Raw genomic sequence first — 26,880 nt, 5'->3', positions numbered from 1 at the left:
TCCCAAGATCTCCCTCGGGGCCAAACGTCGCCGGACGATGCAAGTTGCAAAGAGTTGATCCCACGCTGCTGGTCGGGAAGCTGCAAAACTTTTAGGGCGCGAGTCTACTGGTCCAGTCCACTACCCGCCGCAGCATGCTGGTCCGGCCAAAGGCAAAGAGACCCGCGTCGCCGTCTTCGCCGCCAGCGATGGCCGTGGCGATCAGCTCCGATGCGATCTGCGAATAGGTGATGCCGTTGCCGCCATAACCCTGCGCCGCGAAGACGCCCGCATAGCCGGTCAATTCGCCGATATAGGGCAGGCCCGTGGTCGTGGTGCCGAAAGATCCTGCCCAGGCGAATTCGGCCTTTGCATCCAGCTGAGGGAACAGCGCATTAACGCACGCAGTTGCATCGGCTTCGGAAAGCCCGGTACGGGCAGCGACGAGCTGGCCAAGATAGGCCTTGTCGTCCGGCGATACTTCGCCGGCGGCCGCGCTGGCAATCAGGATGCGCGAAGCCTGGGCAGCCGCCGCAGCATCCCCTTCGGCTCCGGGTGCCGCAGGCCTCGAAGCATCGGGGCGGAACAACGCATCCACGAAATAGGAGGTGGCGCCGCTGTCGGCCGAGCTGTTCGATGCAGCACCAGCGGAAGCGCCGACCGCCGCGCCTGAGGCCACGGTCGACGCAGCCTGCACCCCGGCGCCGATGGCGGAAGACACCGCCGCGCCAAGCACGAAAACGACCAGCAGCGTCGCCAGGGCCCACGCCATGAAGCCGTGCGCAGTGTCGCGGAAGAAGGTTTCATCGGTGTGGACGTCAACCCATTTCGCGCGCAGGCGCCGAGCGAGACGCGCGGAGCTTGGATTAATCCCCATCGACCGGCGAAGCTGATAAAAAACGGGGCCCCAGAAGGGACCCCGGTTTGCAACGGTTCGAGCTGCCAGCGCTCAGTTCCTACTGCCAGTAAGGGTCCACCTTGTAGTAGCTGTGAGAATCGTCGCGCGCCCGTAAGCCATCCTGCTCGGTCAGCTCATTGACAGAGTAGGACGGTGCGGCCCGCAGCTGTTCCTTGTCATAGGGCACGACATAGCCTTCCTTGCCCTTGTCATAATCCAGCGAGGCCCACGGTATGGCGTGATATTTCTCACCGATGCCGAGGAAACCGCCGAAACCAATGACGGCGAACATGATGCCGTTGGAGGTCTTTTCCAGCATCACATCCTTAATGTCGCCGATGTGTTCACCGGCGGTGTTGTAGACGTTGGTGCCGATCACCCGGCTAGCCGGGATTGCTTCGGTATGGCCTGTTAAAGTGGTCATGGTCATCTCCTTCGTTGAGTTTGGACACCACAAAAACAAGCTCTGAAAGCCACCCCGGTTCCAATTTTCTGGAAGCGCTTGTCTGTCGCTCACGATCAACAGCCCCCACATTGAGGCGCCACGCAACCCTTTAATATTGCGCGGCAAATTGGTTCGGCGCATCGAGTTTTTTGGAACCCGGCCGTTATGCTGCCGTTGTCTTTCCGTGTTCAACAGAAAAGGCAGAAGCAGATGAAACTCGCAACCACACTTCTCACGGTCTCCCTGCTCAGCGCCGGCTCGGCCCTTGCACAGACGGCGACACCGGCGGCCGCCCCTGAACCCACGACAACGACCAAGGAAGTTTTCACGCCGCCGGCAGGAACCGACGCCGGCACTGTCGGAGCCATCCAACCAAAGGACGGCCAGATTCTCGCTTCGTCATTCGTGGGCGAAACCGTCTATGAGAGCGAAAAGGCGGATGCCGCCACTGTCGGCAAGATCAGTGACCTGGTGCTTGCGCCCGATGGCAAGATCGAGGCCATCGTGGTGGGCGTTGGCGGCTTCCTCGGCGTCGGTGAAAAGGATGTCGCCGTCAGTCCCGATCAATTGAAGGCAGCGGTTCGCAGCGACGGCAAGACTTGGCTGATCATGAAGGCCAGCAAGGACCAGCTGAACGCGGCCCCAGCCTTTGACCGAAGCAAGCTTGCCGATGCCGCCTCAGGCGCCACTGGTGCCGGTAGCGGCGCGCCTGTGTCGCCCGCCCCTGCTCCAGCGCAATAACGCGCACTCTTGCCCTGAGAGAGGGTTGCCGGCCCTGACCGGCCGGCAACCTTTTTTGCATTCATGGGCGCGCCAGCTTGCTGGCCGCCGCTCGATAGGTGCCGGAACGTTGCGGCTTCACAAACAGCGACGTCACTTCGGGGTGATGTCTCTTAATCTCGGCTTCGATGCGCTCTACCGCGAGTTCGATCTCCGACGCACGCAATTCATCGACGAATTCAACGCTGAGGTTGGCCACCACCTGGCGAGGGGACAGATGAACGGTGATGACACCATTGCGTGGTCGACTGCATCATCCCCGTCTGCGATTGCCAGGATGGAACGCTGCAACTGTGGCGTTGCCGCCTCTCCGATCAGCAGTCCTTTGCTTTCGCGCGCAAGGACGATGGCGACGAACGCCAGGACAAGCCCGATCCCCACGGACGCAACCCCGTCCAGCTGCGGCGCGTCAAAGTACTGGGCGGAAAAAATGCCCGCAAAAGCAATCACAAGACCGATAAGTGCTGCGCTGTCTTCAAAGAGCACCGTGAAGGTGGTGGGATCCTTGCTCTCCAGGACCGCGTCGACGTAGTTGCCCGGGCCCTTTTCTTTTCGGAATTCCTTCAATGCGATGAACCACGACGTGCCCTCGAAGAGGACCGACACCGCTAAAACCATATAGCTTATGAGCGGATCTTCTATTTGCTGCGGCCAAAGGATGTGGGTGACGCCTTCATAGATCGAGACACCGGCCCCCAGCGAAAAGATGAGCAGCGCCACGATGAAGGCCCAGAAATAGAGCTCCCGTCCATAACCAAGCGGATGGGCACGGTCAGCAGGATGCTCCGATCGCTTCAGTCCATACAGAAGAAGGCCCTGGTTGCCGGTGTCGACAAGGGAATGCACGCCCTCGCTCAGCATGGCTGAGCTCCCGGTCCAGGTAGCGGCCGCGAATTTTGCGATTGCGATGCCGAGATTTCCGGCCAGCGCCGCGTAGATCACCTTCCTGGACTGTGAAGCCATGCCTGCAACCCTGAACTCAGATTTTGAGGAACAGTGCTGCTGCCTTGCCGGTTCCCATGAAGTCCCATCCTTGGAAAGGGCGAACGCAGTCGTTCGAGCAGCAATCGTCGCCATTGTGGCATTGTTGGCGGTTTATCTGATTGTGGGGACAAACGAGGCGCCGTCAACGGAACAACCCGCATCGCACGCCCTGGGCCAGTCGCAATAGCGGGCTTGACCACATCGTTACCGGCTAGCCTGCAAGTGCCTGAGCCAGGCCAGCGTGCGGACTTCGTCTGTTTCGAGAAATTCTTTCCGCCGCACAGGTCCCGAGGCTTTCAGTTGATCGGGAAGCTGCCCGCTTTCCCAGGAGGTGATGATCTGGGGATGAATGTATCCACTGCGGCATACCGCACGCGTGTTGCCAAGTTTGGCGGCGACCTTGTCAATGACCTGGTTGCGCAATTGCGCCGTCTCTTTTTTGGTTTCCGGCAACGGTGTGCGCGCAAACAGCGACAGGGCCTCTACGGTGGCGCCCCAGGTCCTGAAGTGTTTGGAACTGAAACCGCAGATGTCGCCGATATAGGCGTTGACCGCATGCGATGTGACCGAGGCGCGGTCAGCGTTGTCGTCGACATATTGAAACAGGGTCTGACCCGGCAAATCCTGTGTGTTGCGCACGATCGCCGCAACACGACGATCAGCCAGTTTCAGCTTCCATTCCTTGCCGGACTTGCCCTTGAACATGAAGCGCAGCGTCGAGCCGACGATCTCGACATGTTTGTCGCGCAGCGTCGTGAGCCCGAAACTGCCATTATCCCTGGCGTAGGCCGGATTGCCGATCCTGATCAGCGTGTTGTCGAGCAGCCAGACGACCACCGCGAGCACACGCTCGCGAGGCAGGCCATGCCGGCGCAGGTCGCGATCCACTTGCTGTCGCATTGCAGGCAGGGCCTGCGCAAACGGGACCAGACTCGAAAACTTCGCTTCATCGCGCATGCTGAGCCAATCGGGATGATAGAGATATTGCCGGCGGCCACGCGCATCCCTGCCGATGGCCTGGATGTGTCCCTTGTCGTCGCGACAAATCCAGACCTGCGTCCAGGCGGGGGGTATCGCCAGCGAGCGAATGCGGACATGGTCTGACTGGCTGTCGACCTTGCGGCCCTTGGCGTCCTCATAGCGAAATCCGCGTCCGGCCCTGCGTCGGCGGATGCCTGCTTCGCCGTCGGCAACATAACGCAGCGCTATCGCACGTGCTGCTTGCGCACCATCACGCAATGCTTCCTGTGTCACAACCCGATCGTCCAAGGTACAGTCCTCCCTCGCACAGCAACTTTCATGACCGCCGTGGGTTCCCGTTTTCAGTTTTTCGGAACCGGCACCTCGCGATGCCGTTGGCCGCACACACATCGACAAAGCCAAGGAGGCTTCCGTGACGGCTGAGAAACAGGACGACACCGGCATACAAACCGCCCAAAAGCAGCGCGGCATCCAGAGCCGAGTCGACGCCAAGGAGGAGCAGAAGCGCTCGGCGGCCGAACCTCGTGGAGCGATGCAGGCGGGTGGGCGCATCTATCCAGAACCGCCCTTCCCCGAACAGCATCTGGCCAAACCAGGCAAAGAAACGGACGTTGATCCCGCTCCCCTCTATGATGCGCCCTTTTACGTCGGCTCGCAGAAACTGGCGGGCAAGGTTGCGCTCATCACCGGTGGCGATTCCGGCATTGGTCGGGCCGTTGCCGTCCTGTTCGCCCGCGAAGGCGCTGACGTGGCAATCAGCTATCTTGCCGAACACAGCGACGCCGCCGCGACACAGGCAGCCGTTGAGGCCGAAGGCAGACGCTGCATCCTTTTTCCCGGCGACGTGCGCAACCGCGAGAAATGCCAGGAAATCGTGCGTGAAACAGTCGAGCAGCGCGGACGTGTCGATGTCCTGATCAACAACGCCGCTTTCCAGATTCACGCGAACGAAATAGCCGACATTTCAGAAGAGCAATTTGCGATGACGTTGCAGACGAACCTGCACGCTTACTTCTTCATGGCGCAGGCGGCAGTCGCCCGGATGGCTCCGGGTTCGGCAATCGTCAACACGGGTTCTGTGACCGGGATCGAAGGCAGCGCAGGCCTTCTCGATTATTCCATGACGAAAGGGGGCATACACGCTTTCACCAAAGCGCTGGCAGCCCACCTGATACCGCGCGGCATCAGGGTCAACGCGGTGGCACCAGGGCCGGTCTGGACTCCGCTCAACCCCGCCGACAAACCAGCGGACAAGATTGCGACGTTTGGAGCGAACACACCGATGAAGCGCCCGGCACAGCCGGAAGAGATTGCTCCGGCCTATGTCTTTCTGTCGTCACCGCATTGCTCCAGTTACATCACCGGCGAAATCCTCCCCATCGTTGGCGGATACTGAAAAGAAAAGGGTCTGCGCCTCCTCGGCGCAGACCCTTGTCGGCAGGCCACAGCCATGCCTATTCCTTGTGTTTTTCCTTGCCGCCCGAAATGGTCGACGACACGACCGCTGGCGGATCGCTGGCCGGGAAGCTGTCCTCAAGCCCCGACTGCAGCTGTTCCTCCAGCGTTTCGAGATTTTCAGAGCGACCGGGCGTCCTGCGTGCGGCAATATCCTCAAGCAGGTGTTTGATATCGGGCGCCTCCTTGGCCTCTCGAACGAGCTGGTAGAGCTGTTCGATCGCGAACTCCTTGATCGAGGCAAAGTCCGCCTGATCCTCGCCGTCATGTGCTTCGATCACTTCAACCATCGAACGTTCGAACGCATCCAGGCCCTTTCCACCTTGAAGTTTGGAAAGCTGCTGAAGGGCGGCCCGCAACAATTCGGGGGTGAACTGAAGGGTCGCAAGCGTTCGCAAATGCTCGATCTGTTCAGGGGTCTTGGTCGCCAGATTGGTCATGTGACTGCACCTCAGAGGAGTTTCTAGTTGCTGCTGGGCTCGCCCTGCGTAATTGGCGGTGTCACCTCACCATCCGCACTTTTACGCCCGTAGATCTCGACGGCGCCCCAGGCGATCACGGCCAAAAGCAGACTGACGATCAGGATCCACAACACGTGGGTGCCTCGGCGCCCCTGCTTGGCTTTTTCTTCAGGAATCTTCTTGAGCATCGTGATGCTCCTTTGCGTCAGATGCGTCCCAGCACCATCAGGACGACGACAATGACGAGCAACAGCGAAATTCCGCCGCCGCCATAGTAGCCGGTTCCATAAAATGGACCGCCGCCCAGACCGCTGAACCCGCCAAGCAAAATCAGGATCAAAATGATAACAAGAATTGTACCCAGTGGCATTGTTCCCTCCTTATGAAAACTCACGAGAACGAACGTGCCGACGCCGCTGCCGTTCCAATTATTTCAGTTGAATGGAACTGGCCGGCGGCGGACTGGACATCAGAACTTCACATTCAGATCCGCCCGCACACCGTGGTCGCTGGCCTTGGAGCCGGCCTGGCCGTGATAGGATAGCCCGAGCGTCGCCTGCGGTGTGATGGCGAAGTCGAGCCCGGCCTCGATGACGGCGGCGTCCTTCGCGATCGGCGCACCGGCGATGGTGAAGGCGCTTGAGCCGGTGAAAGCCTGGCTGATGGCAGGCGTCACATCGCCATAGGCATGGCGCCAGCCGATCATGCCGCGAACCGTGGCCTTGGTTGAACCGAGGTCGAAGTCGGTCGCGGCGCGCAGCCCGAGCGTCGTGAAGGTGCTGTCGTTGGAGCCGCTGTGGACGGTCAGCGCCGATGCGCCGCCTTGCTCGGCAAAGCCGTTGGTGTGGACATTGACATAGGCGAGGTTGGCGAACGGCTCGAAGGCGACGCTGCCGGCCTTGAGGCTGTAGCCGAGTTCACCGAAGACCTGCGTGGTGCCGGCGCGGTAGGAGCCGGTCAGGCTGTCGCTGAAGCCGGGGAAGGTAACCTGCCGGCTCGTATCGATCTCGCTCCATGTGTAGGCAAGGCCGGAGCGGAAGGAGAGGGCTCCCCACTGCGTGCCGCCATAGACGCCGAGATGGTAGTTGTCGCTCGAGGCGGATGACCTGCGATCATCGACCTTGAAGGATGAATGGCTGTAGCCGGCGAGGAAGCCCAGGCGGACGTCATCGGTGATCAAGCCATCGACGCCGGTGACGAAACCACCGGTCGAACGCGACAGTTTCGCGGCATTACCGTCGCCGCCGAAATGCCCCCACGAGCCGAACACCGAGCCCCAGGCGCCGTAGCGTTCGGAAGCAACCGAAGCCGTGGTGATCTCTTTCGCATCGTCGCCATAGCCCATCAGCGGCAGGCCGCCGACGGTCTCGAAGGCCGAGCGCAGGCGATCGTTCACGGCATCGCGCACGAAGCGGCTGTCCTCGAGCAAACCCGTCACCGTCGAGGCATGAACCTCGCCCGACAGGCTGTCGAAGGCGGCGCGGGCTTCATCGGCCGACAGCACCAGCAGCGTGTTGTAGAGCGCCAGCGGCGCACCGCTCTGCTGCAGCGTGTCCAGCGCACCAGCCGTCTGTGTCTGGTTGTCGGTGTTGGCGGCTTTGCCGAACACCGGCCCTGTTTCCTTCAAGGCGATCTTCAGGTCGACCGCTTGCACGCTTTGCAAGAGAACCGCATCGAGGAAGGCCGAGCGGGCCAGTACGGCCGGATCGAAGCTGCCGGTAATGCCACCCGCTGCTGTGAGGATCGTGTAGCTCTGGCCATCCTGGTAGCTGGTCTGCGCGTCGAGCGCCGTGACCGCGACCGTGCCGCCACCGAGCGTTGCTTTGCCGGTCGCGGCGATGCGGTCGCTCGCGCCATTGCCTGCGATCTCGACCTCATAGGTCGAGCCGGGGGCCAAGACAACTGAGCCGGCGATATCCAGCGTGCCGACCGAGTTTCCGGGCGCGATCGTGCCTGCCACGGTGACAGCTCCGACCGTGCCAGTTCCCTGCAGGCGACCACCTGCCTGGACCTGCACTGTCCCGCCAAGCTTGCCGTCCACCGCCAGCACGCCGTCGTCGACGGATGTGGCTCCCACGAAGGCAGAGCTGTCGCCGGTGAGCCGCAGAAACCCATCCCCTTCCTTGACGAACCTGCCCGCGCCGGACATCGCGCCGGCAAAGGTGCTGCTGGACACCTGTTTGAAGCGGACGGTAGCGCCGGGACTGATCGAAACGTCGCCTGCAAACCTGTCTGCAGAGGACGTGAGACTTCCCGCTTCCACCGCCCAGTCGAGCAGCGACGCCCCCGTCAGTGTCAGGTCGCCGGGACCGCGCTTGACCATGGTGCCCTTCAGGCCGTCGAGACCAACGACATTGCCAGCAAAACTGGCATCCCAGGATTGATCGAGCACGATGGTCCCGGCGTTGCCGATATTGCCCGAAATCGAGCTGGAATTGGCGATCAGCGTGCCTGCCTGCACCTGTGTGTTGCGATAGGCTGCCGGGCCGCCGAGCACGAGCGAGCCTGATCCTTGCTTGACCAGGTCGCCAGCACCGGCGATCGCCCCCTGCAAGTCCAGCGTGACGCCGCTGGCAACATCAAACACGCCACTCTGGGCGAGCGTGATCGATCGTGTCGTATCGAAGCCAGATGTGGTCTTCAGTGTCCCCCCGCTGAAGATCAACGCGCTTGCGCCCGCCCCAAGATTTTCGTCTCGCGACACCTGCAGTGTTCCAGCGCGCAGTTCGGTGCCGCCTGAATAGCTGTTGATCCCCTCCAGAACCAGTGTCCCGTAATCGTTCTTGATGAGTTTGGTGGCCCCTGACAGTTCGGCCGCAATCGTGGCCGTTGTTGCAGCTCCCGATATGGCGCCATTGCCGACACGGACGATGCTTTCTCCGCCACCGCCTTGGAGTTCGATCCCGTCACCCTCTATGCGGTAGCCGTCGGTCGAAATCTGCAAGCCGGTGACGCTGACCGCACCGGCTCTGTCATCGACCGTAACGACGCCTGCGGCGCCCTGGAATATCGCAAAAGCGGGCATAGGCTTGAAACGACCGTTGATGACGCCGGTCTGGTCAGTCCAGTTGGTGCCCAGGGCCTGCCAGTCGCCAGAGCCTCCGTCGATCTGGCCGTTGCCGTGGAGAGATGGATTTCCGCCGTCCCAGAACCCCAGCGTCGCCCCGGCAGAAGAAACAAGGTTGATCTGCCCGGCGACGGCCGTTTGCAGCGTCAAGTCCCCAGATGCCACGCCGACGGGCCTGGCGCCAATTTCCAACCCCCGATCCGTGAGCGTTCCGCGATAGGTCATCAACTGATAGACCCCAGCGCCAAAGCCGCCAGCATCCGAAATATTGAGCGTTCCATCGAGAGTGAGATTGCCGCCGATGCTGAACAAGGGCGCGGCACTGGTTGACCCGAGACTGATATCGACGACCGATCCCGAGATCAGAGACAGACTGCCGCCGATTGCAAGAGTCGCTGCGGCTTGTCCCTTCAATGTGCCACCATAGACCTGGACTGCCCCGGCAATGGTTCCACGCCCAGACAGGCTGCCGCTTCCGACATCGACGAGGCCACTGGCGATGGATCCGTCAACGACGAGCGCACCGCCGTTCACCAGGACCGCCGATCGAGAATCGCTGATCCCGGTCAGGACGAGCTTTCCGGTCCCCGCCTTGGTGAAGCGATAGGAAGCCGGGAACCCTGGTCTTGCGGGGTCTCCGCCCGAGATGTTGCCGTCGAAGGTGAAATCGTTGTTGCTTGCGACTGTAAGTCCCTGGTCTCCTGCATAAGTGATGTCCACCAGTCCGGCGCCGGTCAGCCCGCCGATGGTCTCGCCCTTCTGGAACGCAACAACGGCACCTGCGTCGACGGTGATGCGCGCGGAGTCAGGGATCGCCCTGTTGGATTGCCCAGCCCAGTTGTCCACCCACAATCTGCCTTCCCTGACGTGGACGTCGCCAGCAAAACTGTTGTCGCCATAAAGACTGAGGGTACCGAGCCCGGTCTTGGTGAACCCGCCTGGACCACTGACTGCCTGGTTCAGCGAGGCGTTCTGAAAACGGTCAACATCGAAGATGACATCGCCTGCGATGTTGACGGCCCCGATCGACTGCCAGGGCGATGTGGCGAAGCTGAGGGTGGTTCCAGCTGCCATCATGACCTGGCCGCTGCCCAAGGCACGATCATTGAGAACCCTGAGGGTTCCGGATCGGATGGTTGTTCCTCCGGTGAACGTGTTTGTCCCAGCCAGTTCAAGCCGGCCCTGCCCATCCTTGATGAGCCGGCTGTTACCGGAGATGACAGCCGCGATATTTGCCGTCATCGATTGGGATGCAGCCGCAGCATCCCCCACGCTGACGATGGTTGCGCCATTCGCTCCCCGGAGCAGGAGCTGATCGCCGAGGATACGATAACCATCGACGGCAAATTGCATGCCGGTGACGCCAACCGCTCCCTGGCCATTGTCGACCGTCACCGTTCCGGCGGAGCCCTGGAACACAGCAAAGGCCGGATTTGGAGCAAAACCGGCGCTGGAAGAGCCGGCCTGGTCGGTCCAATGTCTGTCGAGCGGACCCTGTCCAGCCGTCCACGTTCCGGAGCCGCCGTCCACCACTCCGTTCCCATGCAAGGCTGAATTGCCGCCATCCCAGAACACAGACTGCGCTGATGCGGGCAGAGTACCAGGTATCAGCGCAAGGGCTGACGCGCCGGCCAGAAGCACCGCCGACGCTTTTTGGCATCGAAAGGGGAGGATCTGAAAACCTGAACCTGCCGGTGCCGCCACGCCAAATGTCACCCAAACTGTTTCAATGGGTGATGGTTATTGCGCACTGACAGGCGCGTTCACCAATCCAAACTTTGCACCATTCCGGATTTTCGGGTTGCATGGCAAAGGCATCGCTGGCAGCGAAACGCATGATGAGAAGCCACGCAAAGTTCACAGCGGCCGTCGCGCACTATTGCGAAACGATGATCGAGCCTTCGTCATCCAGCTGGCCACTGAGAAAACTTCTCAATCAGTTCGACCGCTATTACGCTGCCTACATGCTCATCTGGAATTATTACGGGTGGGCAGAGGAAGGCACCCCCTCGCCAACCCTCGCCCGTCTCAAAGCCGTTTCGGGACTCAGCCCTCGCCAATTGACGAGCTTTGTGACGGTCCTCAAACAGGCCGGCCTGGTATCTGCCGAACCGGAGGCCGCAAATCGCCGTCGCTCGATCCTGCGCCCTCAAGCGCTTCTGATAGAAGAGATCAGCCGCTCCTGTGTCGCTTTCCTCGCAGCTCATGATCACATTCACGACGGAGATCTGGCACGGCTTGCCGCAGCTTCCCCTGATGGCCTTGGCCGAATGATCTGGGCTTCCGCGCGCCAAATCCTGTCTTCCGGCACCATTATCGCGCCGTTTCCAACTGTCCTTGCCATGGCGGGCTACGATGGCGGCTATCCCGTATTGACCGCGATCATGGCTGATCATTATCGGCGCAGCAGCGGTAAGCCGCGGATCGCGCTTGGCTACGCCGCGTTGGCCGAACGATTCCAGGTGTCGCGCTCACATGTTGGAAATGTCCTTGGCCGGCTGCACCAGACTGGAGCGATCGGCCCTGATCGCGCAGCAAGCGTCGCCCTTGTCGACGAATTCGAACAATGGAGCATCTCCGAGATGGATCACTACGCTCGTTTGGTCAGTTCGCTTCCGCGGCAAGGCCGACCGGGTCCGGATCGGGGCCCTGATGGCCGTGACAGTGACTAGCCGGCCTTGCGCCGGGGCGATTTGGCATCGCCATTTTTTGCCGCATCATCGCCTTTGGCGCTGCGACGGAACGCCTCCATCAGGTCGATGACCTTGCCTTCACGCCGGCGCTTCGGCGGCTTGATCTTTCGACCGGCGATCTTTGCCTTGACCAATTCGGCAAGAGCTGCGTCATAACGATCGTCAAACCGCGCCGGATCAAACGCGCGAGCTTTGGATTTCATGATGTGCTTGGCGAGATCCAGCATCTCCTTGTCGATCTTGCGATCAGGAACCTTCGCGAAAGCCTTTTCGGGCGATCGGATCTCATAGTCGAAATGCAGGGTATTCGCAGAAAGCCCCTTTCCATGCGCGCGGATCGCCAGCGTGCGCAACCGCCGAAACAGCACCGTCTCGGCCAGCGCTACCGCTTTTTCCGCCGCCAGACTGTCGCGGATGGCTGCGAACGCATCAGCCGCGCCATGATCAGGGCCGAGATAATACGGGCGATCGAAGAACACCGGATCGATATCGTCTGATTTGACGTAGCGCCTCACCGACAGGGTCTTGTCGCTATCCGGTACAAGCTCGGCGACTTCCTCGGCTTCCATCGTGACAAAGGTGTCGTTGCCGAGATCGAAACCTTTCACCTGGTCGTCGTCAGCCACCGGCTTGCCGCTTTCTTCATCGACATATTCGCGCCGCACACGGTTGCCTGTCTTGCGGTTGACGATGTGAAAGGAAATACGCTCGGCGCTGGACGCCGCCGCGTAGAGCGCCACCGGACAGTCCAGGTCGCCGAGTTTGAGATGCCCTTTCCAAAGTGCGCGCGGCGCCATGTACTATCTCCACCCGTCTCGCCGGTCAGGACTTGTCAAAACGGCCCCCTTGGCCTGAAGGACTGCGGTTGATAGCGGCTTCCTCGTCGTCACCGGGCAGGTCCTCATCGTTTTCCTGATAGGCACTGTCGTCGTCCTCCTCGTCGACGTCGCCGCCGATCTGGCCGATGCCAACCTGGTCCACCAACCTTCCTTCTGGCGCGATATTGCCGCTGCGCAACGCGTTATAGGCAATCAGCGGCCCAAGCGTGGACGCAGCTTCAGCCATCATCGCAATTGCCTGTCGCTTTACCGCATCGTCATCGTCAAGCCAGTGGTCGGCGCGGAAGCCCACCGTGATGAATTGACCGTCGGCTCCCTGAAACCGCACCCGGTAGCCGTAGGCGTCGCCACCTTCGATCTGCGTTGATACTTCGGTTCGCCGAACCTGCATTGGAACCTCCGTTGACTGGAGCTATGCAGGACAACGCTGCTTGTGTGCCGGCGTTCCTGTTTTTTCATCTGCCATGTGTGAGCCTCCTCGGCCGGCCAGGTGAAGCGACGCCTGTCGGATCGAACAAGAGACCCACACCGGCATCGGCAAGCCCAGTGTCGATGACTGTCGAGAGACCGAACTCATCCGGCGCGCTGGCTTGAGAAGGAGCCACGCGGCTGTGGGACGCAACACCCTATGCTGCAACAACCCAGCCTTGTTGAAGGGGCGCATCGATCTCGCAGACCACGCCCGACGCCGCGTAGTGGATGCGGACTTCGCCATTCATTTGCGTCGACAACAGCTCGATCAATCGCGAGCCAAACCCTTTGCGACGAGGTGCGGCCACGCGTGGGCCGCCGCTTTCAGTCCAGCGCATGGCAAGACGAGGGCCACCGTCTTCGATGATGGACCACCGGATGTCTACGCGGCCTGTGGGGACGGACAAGGCGCCATATTTGGCGGCATTGGTGGCAAGTTCGTGCAAGGCCAATGAAAACGACAACACAGCCTCCGACGGCAGCCGCAGACGGGGACCCGTGACTGCAATATTGGTCGCGCCATAGGGAGAAAGAACGTCCGCTACGAGAGCGGTCAACTCTGCTCCGCTCCAGCTTTCAGCCGTCAACAGATCGTGCGCTTTCGACAGGGCGAGAAGACGTGCGTCGAACGCAGTTCGCGCCAACATGTGCTCTTCCCCACGAAACGTCTTGTTGGCGATCGCCCGCACCGTTGCCAGCACGTTTTTCACACGATGGTTCAATTCGTGCATCAGCAGCCGCTGCAGGTTTTCGGCGTCTTTCTTGGCTCTGATATCCCTCGCAATTTTCGATGCTCCCACAATTTGGCCCGCGGCATCGCGCACAGGCGATACGGTCAGCGACACGTCAATGTTCGCACCGCTTTTATGCAGCCGCACCGTTTCGTAGGGCTCCATCCGCTCGCCACCGCGGATGCGGGACAGGATGGCATGTTCTTCTTCCGACCGGTCCTGGGGCAGCAGCAGTGTAACGGAGCTTCCGATGATCTCCTCCGCCGCAAAACCATAGAGCCGTTCGGCGCCGGCGTTCCAGCTCGTTATCGTCGCATCCAGATCGATGCTCATGATGGCATCGTCCGACGACTCGATGATTGCCGCCAACCGGCGCTCGGTCAGTTGGGCGACGACGCGCTCGGTCGTTTCGTTGACGATGCAGAGAACGCCGCGAATGGCTCCGGCTTCATCCCGAACCGGGGAATACGAGATATCAAAAAACACATTCTCGGGACGATTGTGCCGCTCGATATAAAAAGGTCTGTCTTTTGCCGACACGGTCTCGCCATCACGCAAAACCCGCAGCAGCAGTGGCTCCAGATCATCCCACAGTTCCGACCAGTTTTCGCGGGCGGGCCTGCCAAGAGCACGAGGATGTTTGTTCCCGATCGTCGGCGCATAGGCGTCGTTGTAGAGAGCCACGAAATCCTCACCCCAGAACATGACGATCTGTGCGGTTGAAGGCAGCATGAGGTCGACCGCAATGCGCAGGCACGTGGGCCATTGCTGCATCGGACCAAGGCTTGTGCTTGCCCAGTCGTGGGTGCGGATCAGTTCTGCCAGATCGGTCGTGGTTGCCGCCGCCATGGAACGCCGTTGTTTGTTCATGGCGAACTGGATTAGCACATCCGCGGAAAAGTCATATGCATCATCTCTTCGCAGCAGCGATGTGCCGCGATCGCTGTGCATCTCGATCACGTCGAGATCACATCATTCCAGCAACGACCGGCGCGGGGTTTGAGATGGTTCAAAAATCCCGAACATGATCCCGCACCCTTGAGCCGCAGGCCATCTTCGGGCCTGCGGCTATCAGCAATCCATTTGATTATGAGCAGGACCTTCAGCCTTAGGCCGCAAGGGCCGGCTGGAAATTCGGCCCCGACGCTTTCCGGTCCAGGTAGAGGTTTAACGTCTCGACGATCTCGCGCGCGTCGAAGACACCTTGGGCGAAAAGGTTCATCGTTGCCATGGCAAGGTCTTCCGCAGCCGGACTGCCGTGGCAGAAACCCCGTTCTTCGCATAGCATGTCATAGATGCGCTTGAGATTTTCCAAGTCGCCCGGGTAGGCGATGCCGGTGGTCGACGAATGAAGGATGGCCATCTTCACCTCCTGCAAGGGTCAAGCCACTGCCTACGCATGGATCTTTCTGTTTGCCTGCGTCACAGCCTGGATGCGGCGGCGAACCCGAGAGCGCATCGGCGACGGATCAGGAAACGGATTGAAGTTCTCAGGCTCGATCGCAATGAGTTCGGAGGCGACACGATCGATGAGCTTGCGCGGTTCGACGATCCGCTTCTGCGCTTGCGCGGCCCGCACAAACGCGTCGTAGGCAGACTTTGGCGTACACCAGCCTTCCTTGGCTCTGGCGCTCAGGCACAAGGCCTCATTGTAGAGGGGACAGCGCTTGTTCGGCCATCCCATTGCCATGACCTTGAAGACATCATGAAGGCACGTGACTGTGAATTTGTATCCGCTTGTGGTTTCAAAGATAACCGGCTTGAACGTCGGCATTGAGGTCTCCCCATAAGATGCAGTGAACATCACCTCTGATCGCCCGGAGAGAGCGATCCAGCCAAAAATTCATTCACAAGCGTCCGGTTCCAAAAAAGTCCTGCCCCGGTCAAAAACAGGATCGGCGAAAAGAGGGGCCAACGAGAAATCAGTGCCATTGCCCGTTGATGGGCGCGGTCTGTCCCCGACAGCCGCGGTGCAGAAATCATCGTGTCAATGATGTCACCTGGCTGAACCAGCCGAGGAACACGGGATTGGCGATGCTGCGGTCGATCTGCGGCGGGACTGAGCATCGCCCACACAGAGACGCCACATCCCTCCCGTTTCAGGAGGCTGTGCACGCGGCAGGAAACGGTAGCCACTCTCTTGTCGGTATGTGCTGCCGTGTCGATCGGGAGCAGCGGCTATCCAACCACTGCATCTGCCAGGGCAAGGCGGCTGAAAACAGCCGCTGAATCCCGACACGCAAAAGCACCGAGTCAGCCGCGGTCGGCCCGTACCGCAATCCAATGGCCTTTGTGCCGTGGATCAACCCGGATGGCCGCGCAGGCGGGGATGGCTGTGACTGCGCCCTTCGGAATGCCGGGTCTTGTCGTTGACGTCGCCGGGAGCCTCGACAAGGCCATACGGCTTTTTCGGCTCGTCGGCGGGATCGCCGGTGTGGATCGGGTCCGGACGCCGCGACTTGCCCGGTTTCGCAACGCGCGCTCCGGTCTCGTAGTCATGTGGGCGAGGCATTGGCTGGCTCCTTTCCTTGTACGCGCGAGGGCATCGGCGAGGATGGCTTCCGTGATGAGGCGACAGCGTCGCGCGCAACAGACGCCTCGATCGCGGTCTCGATCCGGCATGCGTTGATTGCCAACGGGTTCCGCGCTTGTTGAGTTAGGCCATCATATCAAAACAAGCCCCGTGACCGGGGCTTGTTTCTCCTGGCAACAGTCATGCTGCCTTCTGCAGCGCGCGCTGGTTGGCGTCGCTTTCGGCCAGGTGGGCAAGGGTGGCATCTGTTTCGCTCTCCTCGTCCAAGGTCGTTTTCAGGAGCTTGGCAGCATCCGGCATGTCGAGTTCTTCGGCCCAAGCGCAAAGCGTGCGATAGCGCGCCATCTCATAGTGCTCCACCGCCTGCGCCGCTGCCACGAGCCCCGCGTCGATGGCCGGCGTTCCCTTGTATTCCTCCATGATCTCCGAGCCCTCCTCGATGATGCCATCGATGGCCGGACAGATCTTGCCGCGCGGTGCCTTTTCGAGCATCGCAAATACCTCCTCAAGCCGCTCGACATGGCCTTCGGTCTGTTCGCGGTGTTTTTCGAAGGCCTGGGAGACTGCGGCATCGGACGCACTCTTGGCCATTTTCGGCAGCGTCTTCAGGATCTTCTTCTCGGCGTAGTAAATGTCCTTCAATCCATCCAGGAAAAGGTCCTGCAGGCCTTGCGATGAGGTCTTAGCCATTTCGAATTCCTCCTTGAAACACTGTTCCGTTCATCGCTGAACAGAGCTAGGTTGGTGCCTTACTGATCGTCTTCGTCATCGTCAGCGGGGAAGCCGAGTTCGCCGGCCATCTCCTCCTCGTCTTCCTCGTCCTCGTCCGCCGGCTCGACGTCGTCTGTGTCATCGCTTGCGTTTTGAGGGCGAGGATGCCCCGCCGAGCGCCACAAATAATCCTCGGTGTCCGCGAAGCCGTGCTTCGCGGGATCCTGCTTCGGCATTGTCGTCTCCCATGTGAGTGATGAGGCTTGTCGGCCTCGAACAGCTAACGAAGCTGCGAGAGGCGCGTTCCAAAAGATTGCTGCCGCGCCATGGTCGCGACCGGCTGCGGTCACACTGATATCGCCAGTCCTGCCAGGGTTCTCAGCGCAGGTCCGCGTGGGCACTGCGTATCCGCTCTCCCAACACGGGCATGCATGGTGGCCGTTGTACGATCCCAGCGCGCTTCGCCCAGCCTCTGCCTATCGAGCGGACCGGCTGCACGCCTGGATTTGCGCACCCCACCATCTCAGGGAATAAAATCGACAAAGCCATTGCAAGTCTCGCCGCCGTAACGAGAGGCTAACTTGTTGACAACATTGAACGTCACGATAAAACGACCTCGCGACGAACTGCACGGACGATCCAAGATGGCAAAGGAATCTTCAATCCGCAAACCTGCCTACGGGCCTAATGAAATCGCATACGATAGCGACTGCCAGGAGGCGTTGGCCGGGCCTATCGACAAAATCCTCGACGAGGCCGAAGCCGCTGGCTGGAACCGTGTCAAGGCAGCTTCCGCCCTCATGTATTTGAGCGCCAAACGCCTTAAGCCGACCTAGTCGCCCGAACGCTGCGGTGGCAGTGTTTCCCCCTTGAACCCTCGAAGTACCCATCACATATCGTTCCAATCCGCTGCCGCAGCCGGCCGCGGCACCCTTGAACCGCATTGTCGTTCGATTTGGAGGACCTGATGAACGATCGGATGTTCGACAGCCCCGTTTTCATAAAAAACGGCAACAACTTCATCCAGGAAATTGCGTGCCTCGAGGACGCCCTGGAGTTTCTCTATGAATGGCCAAAGCCCCGCCGTACACCCATCTATCATACTGCTGTGCGCGCCTGTCAGCACGCCTTTCAGAGCGACTATCCGCTTGCTTTTGCCAAGTCTGCGTTTGAAGGCTTTGCGCGTTCTGCCAAGGTGCTGGAAGAACTCGCGGTTCCACCAGCGTGGATGACGTCGCGCAATTCCGGACATGGTGGCAAGGTCGCCTGATCGTTCTCACCAGAGCAGGCGAGACCGGGTGGGCGTTGCCGGCGCAGGGCACTTGCAGGTGCCCTCACCCGGTCATGCGGGGAAATTTTCGCAAGCGTCCCTGCCGCCCGTCCGCAGCTTGACGGATGTGGAAGGGTGGTCAGGTCACTGACCATGGAACCTGCCCCAAGAGTTCCAGCGCCGGTGGCCGGTACCGCAGACAGCCAGCTGGCTCGAACGCCAGCAAGCTCCAAGGTCCCAGTATGCGAGGGCAAAGCCGGGACGGGCCAGCCCGCCTCAGACGAGCGGCCATTTTCAGTTCGCAAGGTCCTTCAGCGCATTCGAAACCCTTATGGGCAGGGAGAAGGCGTCAGATCTTTCGGACCTGCGATACCGGTTCGCTGCCTGTCGATATCACCTTGTCGGTGACCAATCCTTGCGCGAAATTCTCCAGCTGGGCACCGAGGGGGAAATTCGATGCGCATCCTGCTGACTGTCTTGCTGATTTTTGTGTCGTCTGCGGCTCTTGCAGAATCCTGGACGCCGCCCTCGGACTATGACGGCGGCGCCGTCAACAACAACAGCTTCGACCGGGCCGGCGATCTGGGCAGCCTGACCCAGCCCGATTTCAACACGCCAGCCGACAAGGCAGAGCCCGGCGCGCTGGGCGTGGTGGCGACGAACAAATTCGACACCCTCGACATTTATCGCTTCAACGTTCCCGCCAACCAGTGGCTGGTCCATTTCCACCTGGCCGAGAGACCCCTCCGATCGATGTGGCTGTTCGTGCACAACGCACGAGGCGAAATGATCTGGCGCTCGCGTGGCGGCGACGAGGAAGACTTCATCCTCGGGATGAGTCCCGGCGACTATTTCGTATCGGTGTGGACGGACCCGGGTGTCGCCAACGGACGCATGCTCAAATACGACCTGACGATCCAGGCGCGGCTCGTGCCTCAGACAGACAATGCCGGCGCGCGTTGCAGCAGTGCCCCCTTGTTGGACGGCTATCAAAACACGGTCAACCTGCGGGGGTCGCTGGACAACCCGAGTGACAGCGATGCCTATGTGCTCTTCCTGCCGGGCGACAGCCATCCCTTCAGCGTCCGTGTCGGACGGCATTACAGGATGCGGATGGTCGACCCTTATGACAACACCCGGATCACACTTCAGGAAGGACCGCACGACGATCTGGAAACGAAGGCCTATGATCCCGGCTACTATTGTCTCTACGTAGACAATTCATCCGTCTCCGGACCGGCGAACTACGCAGCGACCGTCAATCCTCAGATCGATCCGCTTGGCCCCCGCGACGTTCGGGGCGATCCCCAGTCGAGCATCAGGAACTTCAACAAGGGACCGCTCAGGAAGAATGGGCAATACGGCAAATCCCGTTACATCGACCGCACCCAGGACAACAACGCGCCGGACCCGGCGCTTGCGCCCTCCCATATCTATGTCGTTACAGAATGGCTGAGGCCACAGCAAAGCCATCGGCTGATGTTCGACCTCACGGGCGCGCAAAACCAGCTTGAGCTGACCGTGCTGCGCACCAATGCGCTGGTGCGGACAAGCATTGTCGACGCTTCGGACAACCTTCTAGCCGTAGCAAGTTCGAACGGAACGAGCCTGGTCAATGGCTTCTTGCCAAACCAGCATCTCACCGTGCAGCTGCCCCAGGGGCGGTACTATCTTGTGCTTACGGAACTTGGTGGTACTCGGACCGGCACGCCCTACACGATCAGCGCCATGAGTGCCCCGCGATAAGCGATGCAAGCCGTCCAAAATGCCAGTGGCGGCTAACCCATTATTTACCATAAGCATTCAGATTGGCACCGCGGATGCGTATCGAGTCCCGCCCAGGCAACAAGACCCGTTCGGTGACGAGCAGGTCTTCTCGTTTCAGCAAGTGCATTTCGGGTGGCGTCCAAGCCCGCCCGGGCGCAGTGCCTAGCTGCGCGCTTTCTTGCCGCTTCCCCACAAGGCGCGCTGGATCAGGTTGCGTCCGCGCTTGCGCGGAATGAGGTCGATGTCACTGACCAGCCTGGCGCCGCCCTTGCGCCGCTCCAGCGTGATCTTGCGGCTATGATAGGTTTCCAGTTCCGCGCGGTGTGCGACGCTGATGACGGTGACCTTCGGCAATTCGTCGATCATTGTCGCCATCATCCTGTCCTGGCTTTTTTCATCCAGTGCCGCCGTCGCCTCATCCAGCACGACGATATCCGGCCGGTGCAGGAACAGACGCGCAAAGGCGAGGCGCTGCCTCTCGCCTCCCGAGAGCGTCTGGTCCCAGGGTGCGTCCTCGTCGATCCTGTCTTTGAGATGGCCGAGTTCCACCTTGTCCAGCGCGCTTTCGATGTCCTGCGTCGAAAAGTCATCTGCGGCACCCGGATAAGCGACGGCACGGCGCAGCGTTCCTGTCGGCACATAGGGGCGCTGCGGCAGCATGAACAATTGCTTGTCGGGATGGAAGTTGACGGTGCCCTTGCCCCATGGCCAGAGCCCGGCAATGGCGCGCACCAGCGTGGATTTGCCGGATCCGGAATCGCCGGAAACGAGAACACGCTCGCCCGCCTCGATCGCCACCTTGGTTTCCTTAACGACGGCGGTGCCGTCATCCAAAGATACGGAAAGGCGGTTCAGGCTGACCATGACGTCACCTTCGGCGTCACCATGTTCGATGCGCCCGAGCGTGTCGCTTTCTTCGGCGCGCTCCAGCCCGTCGAGCGACATCATCAGCGAAGCGACGCGGCGCGCTGAAGCATTCCAATCTGCAAGGCGTGGGTAGTTGTCGACCAGCCAGCCGAACGCGCCCTGCACGATGGCAAATGCCGAAGCGGCCTGCATGACCTGTCCGAGCGTCATCGAGCCGTCGAGGAACTTTGGCGCGCACAAAAGGATCGGCACCACGGGCGCAAACAAACTGGACCCTTGCGACACCATAGCCGTGCGCATGTGCTGGCCCGTCAGCTTTGCCCATCGTGCCAGCACCCCGGCAAAGGTCCTGTCGATTCCGCTGCGTTCCTCCTCCTCGCCGCCAAGCAGCGCGATGCTTTCGCCGTTCTCGCGCACGCGCGTCAGCACGTAGCGGAATTCGGCCTCGGCCTGGTTCTTCTGTTCGGACAATTGAACGAAGTTGCGGCCGATGACGAACATCGACGTCGACGTGATGGCGGCATAGACCATGGCCGTAATGACGAGGAAGCCGGGGATGGTGACCAACGATCCCCCGATCGACACCGTCAAGGCGCCCCCGATCGTCCACAGCACCACGATGAATGTGGAGGCAGACAGAAACGCATTGAGCACGCCGGACAGGAAATCCACCGGCGCTTCCGTGGCGATTCGCAGATCCTCGGTCAGCCGGGCTTCCGGGTTCTGGTGATCCCCGCTCACCAGGTTGAGCTGGTAATAGCGGCCATTGGTCAGCCAACGCGCGATCACTGCCGTGGTAAGCCAGGACCGCCAGCGCCGCTGGATCGTCATGCGCAGGTAGACCTGCGTCACCACAATGGTGCCGCTGACCACGACCAGCGGCAGGAAGACCGCGCTCAGGAAATAGACGGTGCCGGCGCTGCGCTGCTCGATGGCGTCAAACATCAGGCGGTTCCAGACATTGATGCCATATTGGAAGCCGACATTGATGCAGATCAGCGTCACCAGCCCGAGCGTGAGCGGCCATGCGAGCCTGTCGCCGCGGCGGCTCCAGTAGCCACGCGCACTGATCCAGAAGCGCGTAAAAAGATACTTCTTGCGTGCCGCTTCGGCTTCCTCGGGCGTCAGCTTCGGGTCTGGTTCCACAGCCTCGGGCGGGGGCGGAACATCCTCCCCGACCGCCTCGGGTTCGCCTTCGACAATGAGTTCTGCGTCCGCAACCGCTTTCACGTGTCGGTCTTCAGGAGCGCTCGTCTTCCTTAGCCTGGGTTCGGGTGGCGCAGGCTTTTTGGAAGCCGGTTTGGCCGTGGTACTGGGTTTTCGCTTGGCGGCAGCGCCAGTCGGGTTTGCCTTTTCTGAACGGGCTACAGCTTTTGGCATCAAACAACGGTCCAAGATCTACGCAATGTCAGGAAGTCGCTGGTAAGGCCGAGCGAAAGAGAACCGGCGCAATTCAGGGTCGCCGCTCCGGCCGCTTCTTTTCAATCGTCTGATTGGGGTTGGGCGAAGGATCGTCCCTCGTATACCTTACCGGCTTGTCGCTCGGCTCAGCACCCGCCGGTTTGGGCAAGGCGCCCTTCCTGTCTTTGTCGGGCTTCGCTTTGAGAGCCATCACAGCCTCCGTCGAGTTCTACTCAACCGAATTGCGACGGGAAGGTTCCTGAAATCAGCGGGTTGCAACGCGGCAGTTTGCACCGCAACGTGGTATTCGCGAGGGCTGCTGGAGGCCGCAACGCGCAATACCCATATTGTGCATATTTCGGATCAGAACATCTTCGAGGTGATGCAATCGCTGGCTCCCGCCATTCTCAAAGGATCGCGCTATCGACAAGCTTGCGGAAGATCTCCGCCAGCATCACGAGAGCGATGTTGCTGCCGAAAGAGAAAAAGTCTCAGGACGGACCGTTGTCGCTGATTGCCGAGTGGCCCCTGACTGCAGCTGCGACGCTCGGGTCTGCGGTTCGCATGAAAGGCATCGAGCGAGAGGTGCGTGCACATTTGCCCTGGGCTGTGAGGAAGTACGCCAAGGCTGAGACCGGACGCTTCGTGCTGCGAATGGCTGAAGAGGATGCCGAGGCGTTCGAAGCCGCCTCGAAGAAGATAACCAGAACCGTTGCCACTCTCGAAACGCTTCCGGTCTTGCCACGCGAAGCCGAGGATGTTCTCGCAATATCGTCGCGCGAACGCCACAAGTGGTTAAAGGATGGGCGGCTACAGAGCATCGGGACCCGCACCGTGAAAATGCGTGGGCGCTCCAAATCCGTCACGTTTCATGTGTTCGATCCCAGGCACATCGAAGACGTGCTTGACCACGATCTGCCCAACATCTGGCGCGAACAGGATGCCGAGGAGGTTACACGCAACAGGCGACGCGGTGCCAACAAAGCGGCGCGGACACGGGCGGACAAGGACCAAAAGCGGCTCGGAAAGGACGTTGCCGAAGGCGACGCTCTGGAAGGGTGGGACGCATTCGAGGACGAAGGCCTGCTGCGCTAAGCCTCTGCCAGATAACCGACACGCCGTCAAAGCCAACCGGCGCTGAACCTGGCCGAACGAAGTCCATCGACGATATATGAGCATCCGCGCAACAACCGCCAGATAAGCCCTGAGCGATGGTTTTCGAACATCACGACAATCGGACCCTGGTTGATCCCGACCTGGTCCGTCGAAAACCAGCCGTCTTCGCTGCCGGTGCGAAACGTCCGGTTGAAACTGGCGCCAAGCAAGGGCGCATCACCCGTCCGTTCGCTCGCGTGGACATGTCGGATCGTCGGCAGGACGATCTCGGGAGCGAAAGGCAGCGACGCGAAAGCTGCCCACGGCGAAAATGTGCCGTCGTCAGGTCCGAAGGGCACGCCGCGGGCGCGGTAATCAAAGTAGCTCCGCGTTGTTCCATCAATTTGCTGACGTTGCCTGCCTGGCCCATCGCTGGCGGTGAGGCCCCATGAATTCTGATCATAGCCATCAAAGCCGCGCGGGTTGCGCATTGCGTACTCGCGCTGGACGAAGGTCGCGCGGCGGCTGTTTTCGAAATAGTCGAGCCCTCGCCCATGCATGAACGCATCGCGAATCCCGCGGAAATCGATCCACATGTGGGAGAACTGATGAATGAAAAGCGGACCTGCATAGACAAACTCATGGCCATAGATGGTTTTCCACCGATAGCCTGTCAGCCAAGCCGAATAGCATTCCGGCCCAATGCCATATGTGGGCGACCCAAGCGCCAGCACATAGAGGATGAGCGCTTCGTCATAGCCAAGCCATCGATAGGGCAAAAAGCCCTTGCCCGGCTTCCAGCCGTGACAGACCAGGGCGCCGCCGTTGAGCGCCCAGCGCCAGTCGACCCTGCGGTATAGCTGATCGGCCAACTTGCGGATTTCCGCTTCGTCCTCGCGATCGCGGTCAAAATAACGGCCGGAAACCAGAACACCTGCCATCAACAGTGCGGTATCGATCGTCGAGAGTTCCGACTTCCAGGCGCGCTGTCCGGTTCTCATATCAAGGAAATGGTAGAAAAAGCCCCGGTGACCGCTCGCGTCAGGTTCGGTCCCTTGATGGCTGTTCATCAAAAATCGCAGCGTTGTCCGGGTTCGCCTCCCGGCTTCCTCTCGACCGATCCATCCCCGCTCTGCCGCGACGGCATAGACGGCCAATCCCATACCCGTAGCGGCTATGCTTGCAGGCGATCCTGGCCGGTCCCTGTCTGCCACCAAACCAGTCACGGGATCGGCGTGACGCACGAAATAGTCGAGCGCATCACGCTGGAATTTATCCAGCATCTCATCGTCAGCGATTGCGTCTGAAACGGTACCCATACCAAGGCGATCTAGGAAGGGTCACAAAGGCGGGCAAGCGGTCTCGGAGCGCATCCTTGCAAGAGCGCCCAAAAAGATCGCGCCAGTCGCCGGGTAGCGTCCCGAAGCTGCAGGGCAAACGCCGAGAAATGGTGTTTCTGGCGGCCATAACACCAATAGTGCTGACGGCATCCGCGGGACGGCCTTCTACGCAGCCAGGTTTCGCAAGCGCGAGGGACCGGGCGCCGTCAGTCCGGACCGTTCTCGCTACCCTCGCTGTCTGGGTCCAATACGCCGAAGTCGCGCGATTTGATCACCTGTCGGGTGACGAGGCCCTCCTCGGCGGCAAGGCCCAGCCGCAGCAACTCGCGCACCGCTGCGGCGCGAGACGGCATTCTTCTTTCAAAGCGCCAGTTTTCAAGTGCTTCGAGTTCTTTCCCGCTCAACATGATCTGCAACCGTTCATGTCTTCCCAGAGCCGCCATGGTCGCCGTCCCGCGATCGCAAATGATTAAGTCACATACCTCGTAACCAATACCTAGTTCACTGTCCAAGCGCTGTGTAGGGCGACGCAGCAGGTTCCCAGACCGGAAGGCCGAACCATCGGCCTGCAACATTCCTGTTTCTGGCGTCTAGCCTTGTGCCGATCGTCGCGGCAGCCTGGAGGGACAGGCAGCCTCCCGCAGCAAGCCAGTCTTCGTCACCCCGAACGGTAGGGCAACGCGCGTGAGTCGCGGCGCTAAGTCATTGCGCGTGCTCGAATCCAGCTGTCTTCATACGTGAACGCATGTGTCCACTATGAAACAGACGCATTTTCAAAACAGGGGCTATCCTGTTCTCACCGGCGATAGTTTAACCAGGGCATCGCCGGCTGTGAGCGACGATCACGCTTCCGCCCCAAGTGAAGGGAGGAAGCCATGTCCGCTTCCCGTTACCTCTCCAACAGCGTCGGCATCCTGTATCCGGATGACCTGACCCTCCTGAAGGGAATCTACGACGACATCTGCCTTCGGTGGGGCCTCCCTTGTGGCAGCGCTGCCGCCGAAGATGTCGCACGCGCCATGATGAACCTGTTCGGTCAAGGTATCAGCGAAGAGGCGGAAATCCGCGAAAGCCTGAACCTCTATCTTGGCCGAAAATACGCGGATGGCGAGCAGTTGCGTATGGCTGGGTGAAGGGTCTTGCACAGGCCCGTTGATCCAGCCGGCAAGCGGCTTCTCAACGTCTCAAGCTGTCCGCACCAAACAGTGATGGCAGCCGCTCTGAAGTTCGTCGCAATGCCGCAAGCAATCGCTCCGGCCGCGTTAGCGACCGGAGCCTTTGTTTGCGTAGACCCCCTTCAAGAGCGTCGCGAAGTGTCTCGAAACTGCAGTGTCGCAATCGCAGGCAAGCGCGCGCAGCTGATCAGGCTTTTGAACGATGATGCGATTGCGTCTCGTCTCGAGAATGCCTCGCTTGCGCAAATCATGAACCACCCGGCTCAGATAGCTCCGGCCTATGCCCAGCATTGACGCGAACTGCTCCTGCGTCAGCGTCAGATTGGTTCCGCCGGTTCGATCGATGGCCGTCAGCAACCATTTGGCCGCTCGTTGTTCGATGGAATGATTGGAATCGCAGGCGACCGACTGGAACACCTGAGCCAGCACACATTCCGAATAGCGCGCAAAAACGCTCTCCAGGTTTGACGACTGACGTCTCGCCTCATCAAGCCTCGACAGCCTTATCCTCCAGAAAGGGCCGCTGGTGCGCACTTGCGCCTGTGTGTAGGCCGGCAACTGGCCCTGAGTGACAATGCAGCCGGCTGCGCCCTCGCGGCCAACAAACATCGTGTCGACACTGCGCTTGCGCCCGAAAACGACGCAGTAAGAAATCATGCTCGCACCACGCGGAAAGAAAGCATCGCGAAGCGGCTCTCCCGGTCGGTGAATGACAGTGCCCGCGTCTGCCTGCCAATCCTCCAGGTGAGGCTTGAGGATCGTGAGATCCTCCGCATCGAGGGACCTTAGAAGATTGTTTTCCAGCCTTTCGGGCAGGGTTTGCATGGCAAAACATCCTTTCGGTTGCGGCTGCCCCCAAGGGCCAACGCAAGCGCCAGGAAAACGTTCAATGATGTACCGTTCACATTTTGGGATGTCTCGGTCAGGACCGCGAGGC

At 60.5% G+C, this 26,880-nt stretch carries 26 protein-coding genes and 2 pseudogenes; 8 read left to right on the top strand and 20 right to left on the bottom strand.

What is annotated here, in order from left to right; translation table 11 throughout:
* Nucleotides 1-91: 91 nt before the first annotated feature.
* Both C1M53_RS32145 and C1M53_RS15855 read right to left on the bottom strand, forming a co-directional pair.
* A pseudogene (locus tag C1M53_RS32145) lies at nt 92-829 on the bottom strand (FAD-dependent oxidoreductase); the annotation flags it as partial.
* A 106-nt stretch (nt 830-935) separates the two neighbouring features.
* Nucleotides 936-1,301: a PRC-barrel domain-containing protein gene (locus C1M53_RS15855; protein WP_129413111.1), complete on the bottom strand. Its 366-nt coding sequence runs from the start codon at nt 1,299-1,301 to the stop codon at nt 936-938.
* 231 nt (nt 1,302-1,532) lie between these two features.
* On the opposite strand from C1M53_RS15855, the gene C1M53_RS15850 reads away from it, so the two are divergent.
* On the top strand, nt 1,533-2,063 hold the full coding sequence (locus C1M53_RS15850; protein ID WP_129413110.1) for a PRC-barrel domain-containing protein: 531 nt from the start codon (nt 1,533-1,535) through the stop codon (nt 2,061-2,063).
* Nucleotides 2,064-2,124: 61 nt separating this feature from the next.
* Here the strand turns inward: C1M53_RS15850 and C1M53_RS15845 are convergent.
* Nucleotides 2,125-3,065 (bottom strand): annotated as a pseudogene (locus C1M53_RS15845) (cation diffusion facilitator family transporter).
* Nucleotides 3,066-3,290: 225 nt separating this feature from the next.
* Entirely contained in the window at nt 3,291-4,619 is a 1,329-nt protein-coding gene (locus C1M53_RS15840; protein WP_245488158.1) for a DNA topoisomerase IB, read from the bottom strand.
* Between C1M53_RS15840 and C1M53_RS15835 the strand changes: the two genes are divergently transcribed.
* Entirely contained in the window at nt 4,600-5,463 is an 864-nt protein-coding gene (locus C1M53_RS15835) for an SDR family oxidoreductase (protein ID WP_129413109.1), read from the top strand. The genes C1M53_RS15840 and C1M53_RS15835 overlap by 20 nt on opposite strands.
* A 58-nt stretch (nt 5,464-5,521) precedes the next feature.
* On the opposite strand, the gene C1M53_RS15830 is transcribed toward C1M53_RS15835, so the two are convergent.
* The 4 genes from C1M53_RS15830 to C1M53_RS15815 all read right to left on the bottom strand — a co-directional run bounded on the left by C1M53_RS15830 (nt 5,522) and on the right by C1M53_RS15815 (nt 10,580).
* Nucleotides 5,522-5,962, bottom strand: coding sequence for a hypothetical protein (locus C1M53_RS15830; protein WP_129413108.1), 441 nt, complete (start codon nt 5,960-5,962; stop codon nt 5,522-5,524).
* A gap of 23 nt (nt 5,963-5,985) precedes the next feature.
* The gene (locus C1M53_RS15825) at nt 5,986-6,171 is read right to left on the bottom strand and encodes a hypothetical protein (protein ID WP_129413107.1); all 186 of its coding nucleotides are present in this window, start codon (nt 6,169-6,171) and stop codon (nt 5,986-5,988) included.
* A 17-nt stretch (nt 6,172-6,188) separates the two neighbouring features.
* A complete protein-coding gene (locus C1M53_RS15820; protein ID WP_129413106.1) occupies nt 6,189-6,353 on the bottom strand; it encodes a DUF3309 family protein in 165 nt (54 codons plus the stop codon).
* 99 nt (nt 6,354-6,452) lie between these two features.
* Nucleotides 6,453-10,580, bottom strand: coding sequence for an autotransporter domain-containing protein (locus tag C1M53_RS15815; protein WP_129413105.1), 4,128 nt, complete (start codon nt 10,578-10,580; stop codon nt 6,453-6,455).
* A gap of 359 nt (nt 10,581-10,939) precedes the next feature.
* Between C1M53_RS15815 and C1M53_RS15810 the strand changes: the two genes are divergently transcribed.
* The gene (locus tag C1M53_RS15810) at nt 10,940-11,722 is read left to right on the top strand and encodes a hypothetical protein (protein ID WP_129413104.1); all 783 of its coding nucleotides are present in this window, start codon (nt 10,940-10,942) and stop codon (nt 11,720-11,722) included.
* Here the strand turns inward: C1M53_RS15810 and C1M53_RS15805 are convergent.
* The 8 genes from C1M53_RS15805 to C1M53_RS15770 all read right to left on the bottom strand — a co-directional run bounded on the left by C1M53_RS15805 (nt 11,719) and on the right by C1M53_RS15770 (nt 17,264).
* Nucleotides 11,719-12,540 (bottom strand): Ku protein, encoded by an 822-nt coding sequence (locus C1M53_RS15805; protein WP_129413103.1) that lies wholly within the window; start codon nt 12,538-12,540, stop codon nt 11,719-11,721. The two genes, C1M53_RS15810 and C1M53_RS15805, sit on opposite strands and share 4 nt — an antisense overlap.
* Nucleotides 12,541-12,565: 25 nt before the next feature.
* The gene (locus C1M53_RS15800; protein WP_129413102.1) at nt 12,566-12,973 is read right to left on the bottom strand and encodes a hypothetical protein; all 408 of its coding nucleotides are present in this window, start codon (nt 12,971-12,973) and stop codon (nt 12,566-12,568) included.
* 235 nt (nt 12,974-13,208) lie between these two features.
* Nucleotides 13,209-14,735: a PAS domain S-box protein gene (locus C1M53_RS15795; protein ID WP_348630055.1), complete on the bottom strand. Its 1,527-nt coding sequence runs from the start codon at nt 14,733-14,735 to the stop codon at nt 13,209-13,211.
* Nucleotides 14,736-14,892: 157 nt separating this feature from the next.
* Complete coding sequence (locus C1M53_RS15790) at nt 14,893-15,147, bottom strand: hypothetical protein (protein WP_129413101.1); 255 nt, start codon at nt 15,145-15,147, stop codon at nt 14,893-14,895.
* A gap of 30 nt (nt 15,148-15,177) precedes the next feature.
* Nucleotides 15,178-15,558: a DUF982 domain-containing protein gene (locus C1M53_RS15785; protein ID WP_165358153.1), complete on the bottom strand. Its 381-nt coding sequence runs from the start codon at nt 15,556-15,558 to the stop codon at nt 15,178-15,180.
* Nucleotides 15,559-16,086: 528 nt separating this feature from the next.
* Nucleotides 16,087-16,296, bottom strand: a complete 210-nt coding sequence (locus C1M53_RS15780; RefSeq protein ID WP_129413099.1) for a hypothetical protein — start codon at nt 16,294-16,296, stop codon at nt 16,087-16,089.
* A gap of 201 nt (nt 16,297-16,497) precedes the next feature.
* Nucleotides 16,498-17,007: a ferritin-like domain-containing protein gene (locus C1M53_RS15775; protein WP_129413098.1), complete on the bottom strand. Its 510-nt coding sequence runs from the start codon at nt 17,005-17,007 to the stop codon at nt 16,498-16,500.
* A 59-nt stretch (nt 17,008-17,066) separates the two neighbouring features.
* On the bottom strand, nt 17,067-17,264 hold the full coding sequence (locus tag C1M53_RS15770; RefSeq protein ID WP_129413097.1) for a hypothetical protein: 198 nt from the start codon (nt 17,262-17,264) through the stop codon (nt 17,067-17,069).
* 348 nt (nt 17,265-17,612) lie between these two features.
* Between C1M53_RS15770 and C1M53_RS15765 the strand changes: the two genes are divergently transcribed.
* From C1M53_RS15765 to C1M53_RS15755, 3 genes are all read left to right on the top strand, one after another.
* Nucleotides 17,613-17,864, top strand: coding sequence for a hypothetical protein (locus C1M53_RS15765; RefSeq protein ID WP_165357998.1), 252 nt, complete (start codon nt 17,613-17,615; stop codon nt 17,862-17,864).
* Between the two features lie 131 nt (nt 17,865-17,995).
* Nucleotides 17,996-18,298 carry a DUF982 domain-containing protein gene (locus tag C1M53_RS15760; protein WP_129413096.1) on the top strand — a complete coding sequence of 101 codons (303 nt, stop codon included), beginning with the start codon at nt 17,996-17,998 and terminating at the stop codon, nt 18,296-18,298.
* 456 nt (nt 18,299-18,754) lie between these two features.
* A complete protein-coding gene (locus C1M53_RS15755; RefSeq protein ID WP_129413095.1) occupies nt 18,755-20,044 on the top strand; it encodes a hypothetical protein in 1,290 nt (429 codons plus the stop codon).
* Between the two features lie 183 nt (nt 20,045-20,227).
* On the opposite strand, the gene C1M53_RS15750 is transcribed toward C1M53_RS15755, so the two are convergent.
* Nucleotides 20,228-22,312 carry an ABC transporter ATP-binding protein/permease gene (locus C1M53_RS15750; RefSeq protein ID WP_165358152.1) on the bottom strand — a complete coding sequence of 695 codons (2,085 nt, stop codon included), beginning with the start codon at nt 22,310-22,312 and terminating at the stop codon, nt 20,228-20,230.
* Nucleotides 22,313-22,897: 585 nt separating this feature from the next.
* On the opposite strand from C1M53_RS15750, the gene C1M53_RS15745 reads away from it, so the two are divergent.
* Complete coding sequence (locus C1M53_RS15745) at nt 22,898-23,428, top strand: hypothetical protein (RefSeq protein ID WP_245488157.1); 531 nt, start codon at nt 22,898-22,900, stop codon at nt 23,426-23,428.
* A 26-nt stretch (nt 23,429-23,454) separates the two neighbouring features.
* On the opposite strand, the gene C1M53_RS15740 is transcribed toward C1M53_RS15745, so the two are convergent.
* Entirely contained in the window at nt 23,455-24,591 is a 1,137-nt protein-coding gene (locus C1M53_RS15740) for a glucoamylase family protein (RefSeq protein ID WP_245488156.1), read from the bottom strand.
* Between the two features lie 383 nt (nt 24,592-24,974).
* The gene (locus C1M53_RS15735) at nt 24,975-25,211 is read right to left on the bottom strand and encodes a hypothetical protein (RefSeq protein ID WP_129413092.1); all 237 of its coding nucleotides are present in this window, start codon (nt 25,209-25,211) and stop codon (nt 24,975-24,977) included.
* A gap of 432 nt (nt 25,212-25,643) precedes the next feature.
* Here C1M53_RS15735 and C1M53_RS15730 point away from each other — a divergent pair, with 432 nt between their 5' ends.
* Complete coding sequence (locus tag C1M53_RS15730; RefSeq protein ID WP_129413091.1) at nt 25,644-25,901, top strand: hypothetical protein; 258 nt, start codon at nt 25,644-25,646, stop codon at nt 25,899-25,901.
* A gap of 129 nt (nt 25,902-26,030) precedes the next feature.
* Here the strand turns inward: C1M53_RS15730 and C1M53_RS15725 are convergent, their stop codons facing one another.
* Nucleotides 26,031-26,768, bottom strand: coding sequence for a Crp/Fnr family transcriptional regulator (locus C1M53_RS15725; protein WP_129413090.1), 738 nt, complete (start codon nt 26,766-26,768; stop codon nt 26,031-26,033).
* Nucleotides 26,769-26,880 lie beyond the last annotated feature (112 nt).

The organism is Mesorhizobium sp. Pch-S, from assembly GCF_004136315.1.
Lineage (GTDB): Bacteria > Pseudomonadota > Alphaproteobacteria > Rhizobiales > Rhizobiaceae > Mesorhizobium.
The sequence above is the reverse complement of the archived record's forward strand: the minus strand, read 5'-3'. Positions and strand labels throughout refer to the sequence as shown.

Coding starts and splice junctions, on each gene's coding strand:
- C1M53_RS15855 (WP_129413111.1), bottom strand. CDS start 1,301: ATGACCACTTTAACAGGCCATACCGAAGCAATCCCGGCTAGCCGGGTG.
- C1M53_RS15850 (WP_129413110.1), top strand. CDS start 1,533: ATGAAACTCGCAACCACACTTCTCACGGTCTCCCTGCTCAGCGCCGGC.
- C1M53_RS15835 (WP_129413109.1), top strand. CDS start 4,600: ATGCAGGCGGGTGGGCGCATCTATCCAGAACCGCCCTTCCCCGAACAG.
- C1M53_RS15840 (WP_245488158.1), bottom strand. CDS start 4,619: ATGCGCCCACCCGCCTGCATCGCTCCACGAGGTTCGGCCGCCGAGCGC.
- C1M53_RS15830 (WP_129413108.1), bottom strand. CDS start 5,962: ATGACCAATCTGGCGACCAAGACCCCTGAACAGATCGAGCATTTGCGA.
- C1M53_RS15825 (WP_129413107.1), bottom strand. CDS start 6,171: ATGCTCAAGAAGATTCCTGAAGAAAAAGCCAAGCAGGGGCGCCGAGGC.
- C1M53_RS15820 (WP_129413106.1), bottom strand. CDS start 6,353: ATGCCACTGGGTACAATTCTTGTTATCATTTTGATCCTGATTTTGCTT.
- C1M53_RS15810 (WP_129413104.1), top strand. CDS start 10,940: ATGATCGAGCCTTCGTCATCCAGCTGGCCACTGAGAAAACTTCTCAAT.
- C1M53_RS15805 (WP_129413103.1), bottom strand. CDS start 12,540: ATGGCGCCGCGCGCACTTTGGAAAGGGCATCTCAAACTCGGCGACCTG.
- C1M53_RS15800 (WP_129413102.1), bottom strand. CDS start 12,973: ATGCAGGTTCGGCGAACCGAAGTATCAACGCAGATCGAAGGTGGCGAC.
- C1M53_RS15795 (WP_348630055.1), bottom strand. CDS start 14,735: ATGCACAGCGATCGCGGCACATCGCTGCTGCGAAGAGATGATGCATAT.
- C1M53_RS15790 (WP_129413101.1), bottom strand. CDS start 15,147: ATGGCCATCCTTCATTCGTCGACCACCGGCATCGCCTACCCGGGCGAC.
- C1M53_RS15785 (WP_165358153.1), bottom strand. CDS start 15,558: ATGCCGACGTTCAAGCCGGTTATCTTTGAAACCACAAGCGGATACAAA.
- C1M53_RS15780 (WP_129413099.1), bottom strand. CDS start 16,296: ATGCCTCGCCCACATGACTACGAGACCGGAGCGCGCGTTGCGAAACCG.
- C1M53_RS15775 (WP_129413098.1), bottom strand. CDS start 17,007: ATGGCTAAGACCTCATCGCAAGGCCTGCAGGACCTTTTCCTGGATGGA.
- C1M53_RS15770 (WP_129413097.1), bottom strand. CDS start 17,264: ATGCCGAAGCAGGATCCCGCGAAGCACGGCTTCGCGGACACCGAGGAT.
- C1M53_RS15760 (WP_129413096.1), top strand. CDS start 17,996: ATGAACGATCGGATGTTCGACAGCCCCGTTTTCATAAAAAACGGCAAC.
- C1M53_RS15755 (WP_129413095.1), top strand. CDS start 18,755: ATGCGCATCCTGCTGACTGTCTTGCTGATTTTTGTGTCGTCTGCGGCT.
- C1M53_RS15750 (WP_165358152.1), bottom strand. CDS start 22,312: ATGCCAAAAGCTGTAGCCCGTTCAGAAAAGGCAAACCCGACTGGCGCT.
- C1M53_RS15745 (WP_245488157.1), top strand. CDS start 22,898: ATGAAAGGCATCGAGCGAGAGGTGCGTGCACATTTGCCCTGGGCTGTG.
- C1M53_RS15740 (WP_245488156.1), bottom strand. CDS start 24,591: ATGGGATTGGCCGTCTATGCCGTCGCGGCAGAGCGGGGATGGATCGGT.
- C1M53_RS15735 (WP_129413092.1), bottom strand. CDS start 25,211: ATGGCGGCTCTGGGAAGACATGAACGGTTGCAGATCATGTTGAGCGGG.
- C1M53_RS15730 (WP_129413091.1), top strand. CDS start 25,644: ATGTCCGCTTCCCGTTACCTCTCCAACAGCGTCGGCATCCTGTATCCG.
- C1M53_RS15725 (WP_129413090.1), bottom strand. CDS start 26,768: ATGCAAACCCTGCCCGAAAGGCTGGAAAACAATCTTCTAAGGTCCCTC.